The sequence below is a fragment of the Paenarthrobacter ilicis genome (assembly GCF_016907545.1).
Taxonomy (GTDB): domain Bacteria; phylum Actinomycetota; class Actinomycetes; order Actinomycetales; family Micrococcaceae; genus Arthrobacter; species Arthrobacter ilicis.
Map to the genome: position 1 here is coordinate 2,143,614 of NZ_JAFBCD010000001.1, position 13,486 is coordinate 2,157,099.

Annotated in this window: 13 protein-coding genes; 4 read left to right on the forward strand and 9 right to left on the reverse strand. The window is 63.1% G+C overall.

Annotated elements, in window-relative coordinates; translation table 11 throughout:
* Positions 1-6: 6 nt before the first annotated feature.
* From JOE60_RS09750 to hrcA, 3 genes are read right to left on the reverse strand one after another with little or no spacing between them, the layout of a single operon-like run.
* Complete coding sequence (locus tag JOE60_RS09750; protein WP_167266199.1) at positions 7-777, reverse strand: 16S rRNA (uracil(1498)-N(3))-methyltransferase; 771 nt, start codon at positions 775-777, stop codon at positions 7-9.
* Between the two features lie 2 nt (positions 778-779).
* Positions 780-1,907: a molecular chaperone DnaJ gene (dnaJ, locus tag JOE60_RS09755; RefSeq protein ID WP_167266196.1), complete on the reverse strand. Its 1,128-nt coding sequence runs from the start codon at positions 1,905-1,907 to the stop codon at positions 780-782.
* Between the two features lie 49 nt (positions 1,908-1,956).
* Positions 1,957-2,964: a heat-inducible transcriptional repressor HrcA gene (hrcA, locus tag JOE60_RS09760; protein ID WP_167266191.1), complete on the reverse strand. Its 1,008-nt coding sequence runs from the start codon at positions 2,962-2,964 to the stop codon at positions 1,957-1,959.
* Positions 2,965-3,136: 172 nt separating this feature from the next.
* Here hrcA and JOE60_RS09765 point away from each other — a divergent pair, with 172 nt between their 5' ends.
* Both JOE60_RS09765 and JOE60_RS09770 read left to right on the forward strand, forming a co-directional pair.
* Positions 3,137-3,988 carry a DUF3097 domain-containing protein gene (locus tag JOE60_RS09765; protein WP_167266188.1) on the forward strand — a complete coding sequence of 284 codons (852 nt, stop codon included), beginning with the start codon at positions 3,137-3,139 and terminating at the stop codon, positions 3,986-3,988.
* A gap of 116 nt (positions 3,989-4,104) precedes the next feature.
* Complete coding sequence (locus JOE60_RS09770; protein WP_167266184.1) at positions 4,105-4,518, forward strand: DUF4870 domain-containing protein; 414 nt, start codon at positions 4,105-4,107, stop codon at positions 4,516-4,518.
* 29 nt (positions 4,519-4,547) lie between these two features.
* On the opposite strand, the gene hemW is transcribed toward JOE60_RS09770, so the two are convergent.
* Positions 4,548-5,777 (reverse strand): radical SAM family heme chaperone HemW, encoded by a 1,230-nt coding sequence (gene hemW / locus JOE60_RS09775; RefSeq protein WP_167266181.1) that lies wholly within the window; start codon positions 5,775-5,777, stop codon positions 4,548-4,550.
* Entirely contained in the window at positions 5,778-7,631 is a 1,854-nt protein-coding gene (gene lepA, locus JOE60_RS09780) for a translation elongation factor 4 (RefSeq protein WP_204814902.1), read from the reverse strand.
* 167 nt (positions 7,632-7,798) lie between these two features.
* Between lepA and JOE60_RS09785 the strand changes: the two genes are divergently transcribed.
* Together JOE60_RS09785 and rpsT are read left to right on the forward strand one after the other, a co-directional pair.
* Positions 7,799-8,320: a type II toxin-antitoxin system PemK/MazF family toxin gene (locus JOE60_RS09785; protein WP_167266178.1), complete on the forward strand. Its 522-nt coding sequence runs from the start codon at positions 7,799-7,801 to the stop codon at positions 8,318-8,320.
* A 180-nt stretch (positions 8,321-8,500) separates the two neighbouring features.
* Entirely contained in the window at positions 8,501-8,761 is a 261-nt protein-coding gene (rpsT, locus tag JOE60_RS09790) for a 30S ribosomal protein S20 (protein WP_167266173.1), read from the forward strand.
* A 113-nt stretch (positions 8,762-8,874) separates the two neighbouring features.
* Here the strand turns inward: rpsT and holA are convergent, their stop codons facing one another.
* From holA to JOE60_RS09805, 4 genes are all read right to left on the reverse strand, one after another.
* Positions 8,875-9,804, reverse strand: a complete 930-nt coding sequence (gene holA / locus JOE60_RS18350; RefSeq protein WP_314325338.1) for a DNA polymerase III subunit delta — start codon at positions 9,802-9,804, stop codon at positions 8,875-8,877.
* Entirely contained in the window at positions 9,722-11,512 is a 1,791-nt protein-coding gene (locus JOE60_RS09795; protein WP_167266169.1) for a ComEC/Rec2 family competence protein, read from the reverse strand. Before JOE60_RS09795 ends, holA begins: the two co-directional genes overlap by 83 nt.
* 22 nt (positions 11,513-11,534) lie before the next feature.
* A complete protein-coding gene (locus JOE60_RS09800) occupies positions 11,535-12,389 on the reverse strand; it encodes a ComEA family DNA-binding protein (protein ID WP_167266164.1) in 855 nt (284 codons plus the stop codon).
* Between the two features lie 84 nt (positions 12,390-12,473).
* The gene (locus JOE60_RS09805; RefSeq protein WP_167266159.1) at positions 12,474-13,448 is read right to left on the reverse strand and encodes a DegV family protein; all 975 of its coding nucleotides are present in this window, start codon (positions 13,446-13,448) and stop codon (positions 12,474-12,476) included.
* Positions 13,449-13,486 lie beyond the last annotated feature (38 nt).

Sequence of the window (13,486 nt, forward strand, 5' to 3'; positions counted from 1 at the left end):
AAGCTCCTACCAGCGGCCCAGAACGTCGCTGGCAAGCACGACAGCGGCAGGACCCGCCGTCGACGATCGCAGCACGTGGTGCCCCAACAGGGCCGTAACGGCTCCAGCGTCACTGAGGCGGGTCACCTCGCGCGGCGAGATTCCACCCTCAGGGCCCACGATCAACAGGATCTCCGACGAACCGGGCTGATCTCCGCGGGGGCCGTCCCACTGTTCCAACACCGTCCGCAAAGGCCGCTTGGCGTCCTCGTGCAGGATGACGGCCAAGCCTGCTTTGCTGACTTCAGCTGCCAAAGCAGCGGTATCAACAATCTGCCGTACCTCGGGAATGTAGGCCCTGCGCGCTTGCTTGGCCGCCGCCGTGACTACTGACTGCCACTTTGCGTGGGCTTTGGCAGCCCGATCACCCTTCCACCGGACGATGGAGCGTTCGGACTGCCACGGAACCACCGAGTCGATGCCCAATTCAGTGGACGTTTCCACAGCGAGCTCATCACGGTCGCCTTTGGCGAGGGCTTGGACAAGGACCAGCCGCACGGGGGGCTGGTCCTCGAAACCAACGCTGGCGGCAGTAACCGCCAAGGTGCCGGAGCCGACGTCGGCCACCACACCCGTGAGCCTGCCTCCGGCGCCGTCGGCAATATCCACCGGCTCACCGACGGCCAGGCGCTTGACGGTGACCGCATGGCGGGCCTCCGGCCCGTCGAGAACGAACACTGCACCAGGCTCAAGGCCGTCGAGGCTGCCAGGCGGGGCGAAGAAAACTGGGTTGCTCACCGCTACAGGTTACCGAGCCTGTCCCGCAGTTTCGCAAACATGCCGCCGCTGGCAACAAGCTTTCCCTCGGTGAACTGCTCACCGCGCAACTTGGCCAGTTGCTGGAGCAGCTCCTCCTGGGCGGCGTCCAGCTTGCTGGGCGTCTCCACGTGCAGGTGCACTTTAAGGTCTCCGCGGCCGTAGCCCCGGAGGTGCGTCACACCGAGCCCACGCAGGGTGATGACTTCACCTGACTGCGTGCCTGATTTGACGTCAATGCCCTGGGCGCCGTCGAAAGTATCCAGCTGCAGTTCTGTTCCCAGCGCGGCTGCCGTCATGGGCACGCTCAGCGTGGCATGCAGATCGTCACCTTCACGCATGAACATGGAATCGTTGTTAACGCGGATCTCAACGTAAAGGTCGCCTGCAGGACCACCGGCAGGACCGGCTTCGCCCTGGCCTGACAACTGGATGCGCGTGCCGGTGGCAACGCCCGCGGGAACCTTGATGGTCAGTGAACGACGACTGCGGATGCGTCCCTGGCCGCTGCATTCGTTACAGGGGTCCTTGATCACAGTGCCGAAGCCTTCACAGGAACCACAAGGAGCGGTGGTCATGACCTGTCCCAGGATGGAACGCACGGCACGCTGGACCTGGCCGCTGCCACCGCAGATGTCACAGCGTTCGGGATGCGTTCCCGGGCGGCAGCAGCTGCCGTCACAGGTGGGGCACACCACGGCAGTGTCCACTTCGAGCTTCTTGTTGACGCCGAAGACGGCATCCTTGAGGTCGATGCGGACGCTGATCAGCGCATCCTGGCCGCGGCGTACCCGCGAGGCCGGTGCCCCCTGGCCACCGCCGCCGCCGAAGAAGGTGTCGAAAATGTCCTGGAATGCGAAGCCCTGACCTGCGTAGCCGCCTCCGAAACCATTCTCGGTTCCGTTTTCGTTGCCTGTGGCGTCGTACACCCGGCGTTTCTGGGGGTCCGACAATACCTCGTAGGCATGTGTGACGGCCTTGAATTGCTCGGCAACATCCTCGCCGGGATTGACATCCGGGTGGAGCTTGCGCGCCAACTTGCGGTACGCCTTTTTGATCTCTTCCCCGGTGGCTTCCGGCGAGACTCCCAAAACGTCATAGTGGCTGCTCAAAGTCGGTATCTCTTCCTTGTTGTACTGCGGATAATTTTCAGGCCGGGATCTAGCCGCCCAGAATGCGGGACAGGTAGCGGGCAACAGCGCGCACCGCGGCCATGGTGGTGGGATAGTCCATGCGGGTGGGACCCAGAATGCCTACCTTCGCACCGGATCCATAGCCCGTAGCCACTACCGAAGCCTCGGCCAACCCGTCGTACGGATTCTCCCGGCCAATGCTCACTGTCACGCCTCGAGGGTCATCGCCCATATCGGACAACAACCGAAGCATGACTACTTGTTCCTCAAGTGCTTCAAGAACCGGCCCAATGCTCAACGGGAAATCCACGTTGGACCTGGCCAGGTTGGCCGTTCCGGCCATCAAAATTCTTTCTTCCCGGCTGTTGTCGCTCAGTGACTGGAGGCCATTGGCCAGGGTTTGCGCCAAGCCTCGAAGCTCGGGTTTGCACAAGGCCACAACAGAGGGCAGAACCTGCGGCAAAAGGTCCAGCTGGGTTCCCGCGATGCTCCCGAGGAAACGCGACCTCAGCATCATCAGGGCTTCATTGGCCACTTCGCTGCCGGCGTCGATGACTTTCTGGCCAACGCTGCCGGTATCGGCGATCAGGACCAACAGGACTTGCCGAGGGGCCAGCAGTACGAATTCGACATGGCGGACCACGGCACGGCTGGCTTGCGGATACTGCACGACGGCGACTTGGTTGGTCAGTTGCGACAGCAGCCTGACGGTCCGCTCCAGTACGTCATCCAGGTCATCCGGGCCTTCCAGCAATGAGTGGATGGCGCGTCGTTCGGCGGCCGACAGTGGCTTCACTTGGGAAATGCGGTCCACGAAGAGGCGATAACCCTTGTCCGTGGGAATCCGACCGGCGCTGGTGTGGGGCGCGGCGATGAGGCCTTCCTCTTCCAGCACGGCCATGTCATTCCGGATGGTGGCGCTTGAAACACCAAGGTGGTGGCGCTCCACGAGGGCCTTGGATCCAACAGGCTCCCGGGAATGAACGTAGTCCTCAACAATGGCACGCAGTACTTCCAACTTGCGCGGCTCACTCATCGATCCACCTCCTGACAAACTGCCGTGGGCCATCCGGCCCATCGCTGCGGGACCGCGGCTGGATCCCAGGTCTTAGCACTCAACATGCCCAAGTGCTAACAGTCTATTATGGGCCACCCTCGTTGCTAGCATTGAAACCGCCCACATTCAGCCAGCAGAAAGAGGAAGCATTTTGGCTTTCAATGACTGGGGTCCCCGGGATCTGACCGCCCCTGCCAAGCAACAGCTTCCCGAAGTGCCGGTCCAGCGGGGGATGGTCCTGGAAGACGTCCAATCAGGCTGGGTGGGCGAAGTCACCCGGGTGGAGAAAACCGGGGGCATGCACATCGTCAGCCTGGAGGATCGCCGGGGCAAGTCCAAGTCATTCCAGCTGGGCTTCGGGTTCCTCCTGGAGGGCCAGGCCATCCGGCTGATGCCTCCCGCGCCGCGGACCGCCGCGTCCGCTACGACGCCGGGACGGACCGCCTCGGGGTCCGTCAGGGTCCACGGGCAGCGCGCCCAGGTGGCAAAGGCCAGCCGCGTCTGGGTGGAAGGCAAACACGATGCCGAGCTCGTGGAGAAGGTGTGGGGTGATGACCTTCGCGTGGAGGGCATCGTGGTGGAACCCCTGCACGGCGTGGATGACCTCAAGTCGGCCATCGCGGAATTCAACCCCGGCCCCAGCAGGCGCTTGGGAATCCTGGTGGACCACCTTGTCCCGGGTTCCAAGGAATCGCGAATCGCCGCAGATGCCATGACCTACCCCGGAGCGGCAGGCAACGTCCTCATTGTGGGCCACCCCTACGTGGATGTGTGGCAGGCCATCAAACCCAAGGTCCTGGGCATCGAGCAGTGGCCAACGGTTCCCCGCGGAGTCGACTGGAAGACCGGGATTTTGCGCGCCTTCGGGTGGCCACACGAGACCGCAGAGGACATCGGTCTGGGCTGGCAGCGGCTGCTTGGCGCGGTACGCAGCTATGCGGACCTGGAAGCATCACTGTTGGGGCGCGTTGAGGAAGTCATCGATTTCCTCACCGCCCCCTGACGCCCATTTCCAAGGTCCAACCGGCGAACCACCGGGGAGTGGTCCGGCGCTGTGCCCTTATGCCGGTATTCTGGGACAGCAATACAGCAGCATCTTTACAGCAAAAGGAAGACACCGTGGCAGAGAACGCTCCTGAAGAACCGGGCAGCGCCGCAGGGCGGCCCCAGTACCATGGCGCACCTGCCAACGCCCTGCCGCTGACTGCAAGCGAGGACCGGCAATGGGCAACCCTGGCCCACTTTGGCGGCATTCTCGGGTGCCTGCCGTCCCTGCTGATCTACTTGATTTTCCGGGACCGCGGCCCCTTCACTGCGCAGGAATCCAGGGAGGCATTGAACTTCACGCTGCCTCCGACCATCGCCGCCGTGCTTGCCAACCTCTTGGTCATGCTCCCGGTTGTGGGCAACATTTTCGCTGTGATTGCCACGGGAATTTGGGTTGCTCTGACGTGCTTCTCAGTATCCGCCGGTATCCGCGTCAACCACGGCCAGCCCCACCGCTACAAGCTGAATCTGCGCTGGATCAAGTAAGCAGCGAAATCCCCGTAGCGGTCTGACCGTCAGTCCGGGAGAACCCTGCGCACCACGGCATCGGCCAAAAGCCGGCCTTTCAGTGTCAAGACCAAACGTCCCTTGAAAGCCTGAACCGGATCAACCAGTTCATCGGCAATAAGCCCCGCTATTGCGCGCCGGCCATCAGCATCGAGGGATTCCACGGACAGTCCTGTCCCAAGCCTTGCTTCCAACATGATCCGCTCCACACCGCGGGTTTCATCATCGAGGGTTTCCCTGCCTGCCGCCGGGGATTGCCCCGCTGCCAGCCGGGAGGCATACGCCGTGGGGTGTTTGACGTTCCACCAACGCACACCGCCGACGTGTGAGTGGGCGCCCGGGCCAATTCCCCACCAATCGTCACCGCGCCAGTAGGCGAGGTTGTGACGGCAGGCCTGAGCGGGTGTCTTCGACCAATTGCTGACTTCATACCACGCCAAGCCGGCCGCCGAGATCAGCTCATCCGCAAGCTCGTACTTGGCCGCGTGATCGTCGTCGTCAATTCCCGGCACTTCGCCGCGCCGGATCTGCGCAGCCAGCTTGGTGCCAGCCTCAACAATCAGGGCATAGGCACTGATGTGGTCCGGCCCGTAAGAGAGCGCCGTTTCCAATGACGTCCGCCAGTCCTCCATGGACTCCCCGGGGGTGCCATAAATGAGGTCCAAACTGACGGCCAGGCCGGCCTCCCGTGCCCATTGGACGGCCAGCGGCACGCGGCTGGGCGCGTGCGTCCGGTCCAATACCTTCAGGACATGGGGCACCGCTGACTGCATGCCGAAGGAGACCCTGGTGAATCCGGCCTCAGCAAGCAACCTCAACGATTCAGGTGTTACGGAATCCGGGTTGGCTTCGGTGGTGACTTCGGCCCCCGGCTCAAGACCCCACAACCTGACAGCCTCACGAAGGATGTCGGCCAGGTCCTCAGCCGGCAGCAACGTAGGAGTTCCTCCACCGAAGAACACCGTGGCCAGGGGCCGCTGGGGAACGCGCGAGGCATCCAGGGCCGAGTAAGCAAAGCCGAGCTCTGAAATCGCCGTACCGGAGTACGCGTCCTGCGAGGCTCCGCCACCCAGTTCCTTGGCGGTGTAGGTATTGAAATCGCAATAACCGCACCTGACAGCGCAGAAGGGGATGTGGACATAGAGTCCGAAATTGCGCTGTCCGATGCCATCCAGCACCTGGGAGGGCAGAACGCCGTCCGCAGGTGCCGGATCGCCCAGAGGGAGAACGCTGGGCATTTACTTCTTGGCCTTGTCCTTGGATTCATCGGTGGTCAGGGCAGCAATGAACGCCTCCTGCGGCACTTCAACGCGGCCCACCATCTTCATGCGCTTCTTGCCTTCTTTCTGCTTTTCCAGCAGTTTGCGCTTACGGGTGATGTCACCGCCGTAGCACTTGGCAAGGACATCCTTGCGGATGGCGCGAATACTCTCGCGGGCAATGATGCGCGATCCAATAGCCGCCTGGATGGGCACCTCGAACTGCTGACGCGGAATGAGCTCACGGAGCTTACCGGTCATCATCACGCCGTAGGCATAAGCCTTGTCGCGGTGGGTGATGGCGCTGAAGGCATCAACCTGCTCCCCTTGAAGCAGGATATCCACCTTGACGAGGTCCGCCACTTGCTCGCCATCGGCCTTCCAGTCCAAGGAGGCATAGCCACGGGTCTTGGACTTCAGGAGGTCGAAGAAGTCAAACACAATCTCGGCCAAGGGAATCCAGTAGCGGAGCTCCACCCGGTCCTCCGAGAGGTAGTCCATGCCCTTCATCTGCCCACGGCGGCTCTGGCAAAGTTCCATGATGGCGCCGACGAACTCGTTGGGCGCAAGAATGGTCGCCGAGACCATGGGTTCGCGGACTTCCGAGATCTTGCCAACAGGGTATTCGCTGGGGTTGGTCACGTGGACAACCTTTTTGTCCTCCAGCGTCACTTCGTATTCGACGTTGGGCGCAGTGGAGATGAGGTCCAGGTTGTACTCGCGCTCGAGCCGCTCGCGGGTGATTTCCAGGTGCAGAAGACCCAGGAAACCCACACGGAAACCGAACCCCAGAGCCGCTGACGTCTCCGGCTCATACACCAGCGCGGCATCGTTGAGCATCAGCTTTTCCAGGGCATCGCGGAGCACGGGATAGTCAGTGCCGTCCAGCGGATACAGTCCCGAGAAGACCATGGGCTTGGCATCGGCATAGCCGCTCAGCGACTGGGATGCGGGCTTGGCAAGGTTGGTGACGGTATCGCCGACCTTGGACTGGCGCACATCCTTCACACCCGTGATCAGGTAGCCAACCTCACCTACGCCGAGTCCCTTGGACGGCGTGGGTTCCGGCGAGCTGACACCGATCTCCAAGAGCTCGTGGCTGGCCTTGGTGGACATCATCTGAATGCGTTCACGCGGGTTCAGCTTGCCGTCCACCACGCGGACGTAGGTGACCACGCCGCGGTAGGTGTCGTAGACAGAGTCGAAGATCATGGCCCGGGCGGGAGCGTCGGCATCGCCCACCGGGGCAGGCAAATCGCGGACAATCTTGTCCAGCAAAGCCTCCACGCCGATTCCGGTTTTACCTGAGACCTTGAGGACATCCTCGGGGTCGCCACCGATGAGGTTTGCGATTTCCGCCGCGTACTTCTCCGGCTGCGCTGCCGGAAGATCGATCTTGTTCAGCACGGGGATGATGGTGAGGTTGTTCTCCATGGCCAGGTAGAGGTTCGCAAGCGTCTGCGCCTCGATACCCTGGGCCGCGTCCACCAGAAGAACCGCGCCTTCACAGGCAGCAAGTGAACGTGAGACCTCGTAAGTGAAGTCAACGTGGCCGGGAGTGTCGATCATGTTCAGTGCATAGCTGGTGCCGTCGAGTTCCCAGGGCATACGGACAGCCTGTGACTTGATGGTGATACCGCGCTCACGTTCGATATCCATACGGTCCAGATACTGGGCCTTCATGTCGCGTTGTTGAACGACGCCGGTGTACTGCAGCATGCGGTCTGCCAGGGTGGACTTACCGTGGTCAATGTGCGCAATGATGCAGAAGTTCCGGATGATGGCCGGATCTGTTGCGGCGGGCACCGGGGCGGTGCGGGCCATGGGAGACACGCAGGATCCTTACTGTCGATACTCACACGGCAGTTCCTCCGGCTGGGCATAGGCCAGCGGGGACACGCCGCGCATCTGATCCTCTAGTCTCCCACGAACCGGACGTTCCACGTACATCACGTACACGACTTGGACACTCCCCCACTGCAGGGTTGTAGCTTTGTCACATGGCTTTCGACGTCGGCCCCCTCGGCAAACTCATCGCGCGTTCACTCGGGTTCCTGCGTGGACGCAGCAACCGGTCTGTGGCCCCGGCAAAGCAATCACCCACCCGGCGCCGGCCATCCGGCGTCGGGCAGTCAAGTGCCTACCCCGGGGATTTCCGCGGCCAGTTCGCCATCAACTACTCGCCCAAGCCGGACGGTCAACCCGACCCGGGTGAAATTGTGTGGGGATGGGTTCCCTACGAGGAAGACCACTCACAGGGCAAGGACCGTCCCGTGCTGTTGGTGGGCAGCGATGGCCGGTGGCTCCTGGGGCTCATGCTGACGTCCAAAGACCATGACCGCGGAGCGCGTGCGGACGATTATGTGGATATCGGTGCCGGCGCGTGGGACCGACAGGGCCGGCCCAGCGAAGTCAGGATCGACCGCGTCATCAGGCTTGATCCACGCTCCATCCGCCGGGAGGGCGCGGTGCTGGACAGGCCCCGCTTCAAGGAAGTTTCCCGGGCGCTGGGGCAACGCTAGGGTCCGGAGAATCCGGAGTCGCCGTATCACGCACCGTTCTGCTATTCTTTATAGCTGTGTGTGCGTGCAGGTCGACGTCCACACATGGTTGGCTGCCATAGGCATCCCCACGCCGCTCTCAGTCGATGGCCAACCTGAAAACCCTCTAGACCATTTCCGCATTAAAAAGAGAGTTCATACGTGGCTAATATCAAGTCCCAGAAGAAGCGCATCCTCACCAACGAGAAGGCTCGCCTGCGCAACAACGCAGTCAAGTCCGAGCTGAAGACGGCCATCCGCGCCGTCAACACCGCCGTTGAGTCTGCCGACAAGGATGCTGCTGGATCTGCACTTGCTGCTGCCAGCCGCAAGCTGGACAAGGCTGTCAGCAAGGGCGTTATTCACAAGAACAACGCTGCAAACCGCAAGTCTGCGATCTCCAAGAAGGTCAGCGCACTCTAAGGTTTTCCAGTTCGACTGAGCTGATCAAAAGGCCGGCACCCCGCGGGGTGCCGGCCTTTGGGTTTAACTACACCTGGCTGCTACGCCACACCGTCGGCTGTTGCCCGACGCTGTCAGCGGCGGCTTGACGACATCGCAATGACGGTGACCGCGTGCTCCACTGCATAGACGGGATCGCGCGACTCACCCTTGACCTGCGCGTCCGCTTCGGCAATGACCTGGATGGATCGGATCAGGCCCTCCGGAGTCCATCGGCGGACATCACGCTGGGCTTGTTCCACCAACCACGGCTGCATACCCAGATTCCTGGCGATGGACGCCGAGGAACCGCTGGCACCCGCCACCTTTGCCAAGGTGCGCAATTTGGCCGCCAAAGCCGCCACCAGGGGAACGGGATCCACTCCCGTTGCCAATGCGTGGCGGAGCGTGGACAAAGCGCCGGCCCCGTTGCCTGCCATGGCTGCATCGGCAACCTTGAAGGCCGTTGCCTCCACGCGGCCACCGTAATACCGCTCCACTGTCTCCGCGGTGACGGCGGTGGTGGCGTCGGCAATGAGCTGGCTGCAGGCGGCAGCAAGTTCGGAGAGGTTTGCACCCACCGCATTGACCAAGGCCTGGACCGCTTCACCCTCGATACGGCGACCGGCCGCCTTGAATTCGGACACCACAAAAGCAGTCTTCTCGGCATCTTTCTTGAGGGGCTGGCAATCGACCACTGGCCACCCGGCAGCCTTCACGGCGTCGAGCAGCTTCTTGCCACGGACTCCCCCGGCATGGCGCAGGACCAACACCACGTCCTGGTCAGGGTGTTGCAAGTACGCAAGGCCATCCGCGAGGAAAGCGTCGTTCATGGCTTCGAGCCCGTCCACCTCAATGAGCTTTGCTTCGCCAAACAACGAGGGAGTGACTGCCATGGCCAAGGACCCGGATTCATAAGAGCCTGCATTGAGGCGGCTCAGCTCAACATCCGGAGTCGCCTCCCTGACATTGGCCCGGATCTGGTCCAGGGCACGGATTCCCAGGTATTCTTCCGGACCCACGATGAGGACGACGGAAGCGGGCCGGGCATCGCGCCAACCAACGACGTTGGCGGCGGGAGCCTTGCCCCTGGTGTTCTGGGCAGCAGCCACTGATGGTGTCCTTCCGGCGGTTGGGATTCACCTTAAAGTCTGCCATGCCCTGGCACTCTTCCGGGCCACGGCATAGCCGCTCAAGCCGCCGCGCAAGCATTTCCAACAGGACGGTCAGTTGAGCGTGAAGTATCCGTACCCGCCGGCACACCTCTGCCGGGTGAAGACCCATCCACAGGCCGACGAAGGTGAACGCCGAAAGGGCCGCCATGGCAGCTGCCCCGGTTGGCCCCTCGGCCCATGGCAACGCGGCGCCGGGGGCTGAAGCAAAGAACCGCGCCATTGACGCTATGGCCCCTGCACAGGTACCCGCGACGGCAACAGGCGCCACCGCCAGTGCGGGTACCACCGCAGCCAGGGGAACAGCCACCGTCCCGCAAATGGTCACCGGGGCCACCAGCGGACCGGCCACAACGTTCGACACCAATGCGTAGGTTGCCACCTGGGGCTGCAGGACTGCGATGACGGGTCCGCACAACAGTTGGGCGGACAGGGGTACTGACACTCCGGCAGCCAGCCACCCGGGCATACCGGGAGGCGCCCACCCGGCCATGCGACCCGCCAGCAGGACTATCCCCAGGGTGGCAAGAACGGAGAGGAGAAAACCCACACTGGAACCCAACGTGGGTTCGAACAACAACAGGGCGATGGTTGCACAGCAGAGGAACGACAAAGCCCGTCCCCTTGAACCGCCCGCCAAGGCAATCACCCCAATGCAGCCCATAACGGCAGCCCTGAGCACACTGGGTTCGGAACCCACCAACACTACAAAGGCACCCAACCCTGCCAGGGCGGTGGCGCCGGCAATGGGCCGTGGCAGCCTCATCCGCCGTGCCAGGACAAGGAATCCACCCAGGACAAGACTGCAGTTGGCGCCGGACACTGCTGTCAGATGGGTCATGCCCGTTACCTTCATGGCCTGGTTCAAGTCCTCCGGCAGTCCACTGATGTCACCGGTGACCATCCCCGGCAGGAGGCCCGCAGCATCCCCCGGCAGCCACTTGGCTGCCGTGACAAAGGCCCTCCGCCAGTCACCCGCAGTGGAACGGATGTCAAAAGAGTCATCGTGGATGAGCGGTCCGGAGGCTGCCGAAAGAATCGCAGTTCCTGGTTGCCCTGGCTGGGCTTCCTTGAGGGTGCCCGTGGTCCGCAGTTGCTGTCCCGGCCGCACCTGCGCCCACTCGTCCCCGCCTGTCACCAGCAGGTCCGCCGGCCCCGGACTCACAGTCCCGGCAGCAATGATTTCCCGGAGAATTACCGGAACCATCCAACGGCTGCTGCCACTGTTCCCAGGGAGAGGAGACAATTCCGGGCTTCCTGTGACCGTAACTGTCACTGCAACGCTGTGGCCTGCAGCAGATGCCACAGGACCATCCTGCCGGGCCGCAGCGGATACCGCACAATGTGTGGCCACCATGGCGCCCACAAAGAATGCGAGGGCCATGGTGTCCCGGATGCTCCTGCGGAATGACGGATGGCGCCGGGTTCCAACCAGGAGGGCCGCTGCCCCGGCCAAGGCCAATCCTCCGGTCAGGACCCACGACGCCTGCGCGTCCACGCTGCTGCCAGCCAAGGCAACCAACCATGATGTCAGCGCCGCCGGTACCAGCCTCAGATCCACCCTCCGTGATGGGACTTTGCTTTCACCCACCGGTCACCGCCACAAGATCCTTCAGGGTCTCCATGAGTTTTGGTCCGATCCCATCCACGGCATCCAACTCCTCCACGGAGGCGAACGGCCCGTGTTCCTTCCGCCAATCCGCAATGCGTTGTGCCATGACGGGCCCCACCCGCGGCAGGGTGCCCAGCTCCTCCACCGATGCCGTGTTGATGTTGATTTTCATGGCACCCTTGGACGAGGCGGCGGCTTGTCCCTCCCCCGGAAGCGTGGCCCCTGGAGAGGCGGCGGATTCCGTGCTTTGCGGATCCTCACCCACTGCCGGGACATAAATCCTGACACCGTCATTGACCGCTTCTGCCAGGTTGAGCTGGTTGAGGTCAGCCGCTGGCGCAGCGCCTCCTGCAGCATCAATGGCTTGGTATACGCGACTCCCCTGCGGCAACCTCACGACGCCGGGCTTCTGCACGGCACCGGTCACATGGACCCACAAAGAGCCGGCTGTCTCTGTCCCGTGGGCCGTTGCCACGGGTGACTCTGCTGCGCCCGGGAGACCCGGGGAGGCCAGGGGTACAGCCTGTGGTGCAGCCGATCCGGAGGTCCACCAGCCGACGGCGATGGCGGCAAAAGCCAAGCAGGCTACCAGGACGGCAACGCCCCACGAAGAGCGCCACCGCGCACGGATGTGGACCGCCCGTTCTTCGCTCACGCATTCGGGTTCATCTACCTCGGTCAGGGGCAGCAGCGGCGCAACATCCGCACTTTGCGACAGACGCGGGCCAGAGGATGAACGCGGGCCAAGCGGCAAACGGCCGGCAAACCGCCGCCGGTATGCTTCCGCTGCGGCATCCGTGGCGTCATCCTGGTTCCAGCGCGGCATACTCCGAGCCTATGAGCACGGCAGAGAACAGGCACCGGGCCCAGTGCGCTATGTGGAAAAGCCGCCCGACGGGAGTACGGCCCGTCAGCCCGGTGTGCTGCTTTCTCCGACGATCACCGCCAGGACCCCCAGCCCCGCATGGGCTGCCAGGACGGCCGGCAAGGCGCTGATCTGAGGAGCGGGACAGTCGGGGCACAAAACATGCAGGCGTGACGCCAGGGCTTCGGCCTCACTCCTGTTGCCGAAGTGGTGGACTGCCAAACGTTGCTGCCCCGCGGGCCGGGAGGCAACATCCGCTGCAACAATTTCCTCGAGCCGCGCTATGGCGCGTACCGCGGAACGAACCTTCTCAACCGGGACGATCTTGCCGCCGTCGACCCCCAGGATGGGCTTGATGGCGAGGACTGTTCCAACGAGTGACGCTGCGGCGCCTACGCGCCCGCCCCGCCTGAGCTGCTCAAGGCTGGGCACATAGAAATAGACTTTGGTGCGTTCCATCCGCTTTTCGGCGAAACCCCGGACCGCAGCCGCGTCCTGGCCATCGGCCGCAGCCACCACAGCGCTTTGCACGCCCATTCCCTGTGCCATGCCGACGGTCCGCGAGTCGACAACTTCAACCGGGATGGACACCCGGGCCGCGGCCAACCGGGCAGCGTCAGCTGTGCCGGAAAGATCCGAAGAGATGTGGATCGACACCACGGCTTCGTAGCCCTGCCGCTGAGCCGCCATATAGGCCTGTTCGAACTGGCCGGGTGAGGGGCGGGAGGTTTTCACTGACTTCCCGGAGGCCAATGCCAAGGACAGGGTCCCAGTGATGTCGTCTTCGCCCTCACCGTAAATTTCGCTACCCACCATTACGGGCATGGGCACAACGGTCAAGCGCCCGTCAGGGATAAAAGCAGCCACCCAGTCGCGGGGCAACGCAGCTGCAGAATCGGTGACCACCGCGGTTTTGACGACGGCGGCCAATGGCGCCTCCGCGGCCCGCACGGCGGGTTGCCTTAACCGGGCAACCCGTTCCTTAAGCCACATCCAGGCGGGTGGTTCGCGCTCAGGCACGCATCCTCCAAAGGTGATGACCGGCCGCCGGCACCACG